Annotated in this window: 1 protein-coding gene; it reads right to left on the minus strand. The window is 43.6% G+C overall.

What is annotated here, in order from left to right; all coding sequences use genetic code 11:
* Window positions 1–139 precede the first annotated feature (139 nt).
* The coding region (locus F6K49_RS52045; protein WP_293110880.1) for a CHAT domain-containing protein at window positions 140–1097 on the minus strand (958 nt) is incomplete at its 5' end.

Here is a 1097-nt window from a genome sequence, read left to right on the forward strand (position 1 = left end):
TTTCAGGACACGGTTTATTGTTGTCTGTTAAAAAATATGCTTAGTAAATATGGCGTAGGGTGGGACAGTCTGTCCGATTGTAACGGGCAAGATGCCCGTTACACCCACCGGGTCTTAAAAGCCTTGTTGTTACTATTCCCTATAATCCATTCCCAATTAAAATAAATGGTGCCCAATAATAAGGATGTTCGAAACCAGACCCTACCTTACTGCTAATGAAAGCAATTTGAGCTTGTCGGAGGGCTTCCGCTTTAGTAACCTTCTCCTGTTTCAAGACCTGATAAAATTGCTCCATCAAGGCTTGGGTACCTTCGTCATTCACTGCCCACAGGGATGCGATCGCAGCATCAGCCCCAGCATTTTGCATCAGATAACCAAAACCCAGGATTTCTTTGCCATCCCCCAATTCTCCCCCTAAGCCGGTTTGACAGGCACTGAGCACTACTAAATCTACATTAGACAAATTCCATTTTTCTTCTACCTGGGTCAGGGTAACGCGACTGCCATCACCAAACAGAATAAATGAATCTTGTTTAGTTTTGTCAAACACAGCATGGGTGGCTAGATGCACAATGGAATAGTCATTCATCTGATAAATGGTATCCCCGTGAAACTGTTTATCGATGAATAGCTTAGTGTTGGGAAAGGTTTTTGCCAGACGCTCTACTTCCGGTTGAGCATAGTCTAAGGCAGCAAAGCCTTTATGTTTTTTGGTGACCGCTGCCGCAAAAACGTTTAACTGTGGTGTCGGTTTATTGTCTAGGGATGTTAGGCTCAGAGCAGTAATCTGATTAACTCTCAACCGTTCAATTAACCATTGCTCACCATCATACAGTGCCCCCAGGGGAATATAGCGCAATTTGCCATCAGGAGCATAAATAATAGTTTTGGCATTAGCTTTGGCTAAGTCAGCTTCAATCGGTTTAATTAGCCAGTCGTAAAGTTGCTCGGCGGGCTTTTTGTCATAATCGGGATTTAAATCGGAAATTACAAGTATTTCACGGAAGTCTTTAATCTCAGTTTCCAGCTCTTCTCGTTTCACCTTAACCGTGCGGCGAATCGGGGGAGCATAAGGAGTGACTATGACTAATTCCAAG

The sequence above is a fragment of the Moorena sp. SIO3I6 genome (genome assembly GCF_010672095.1).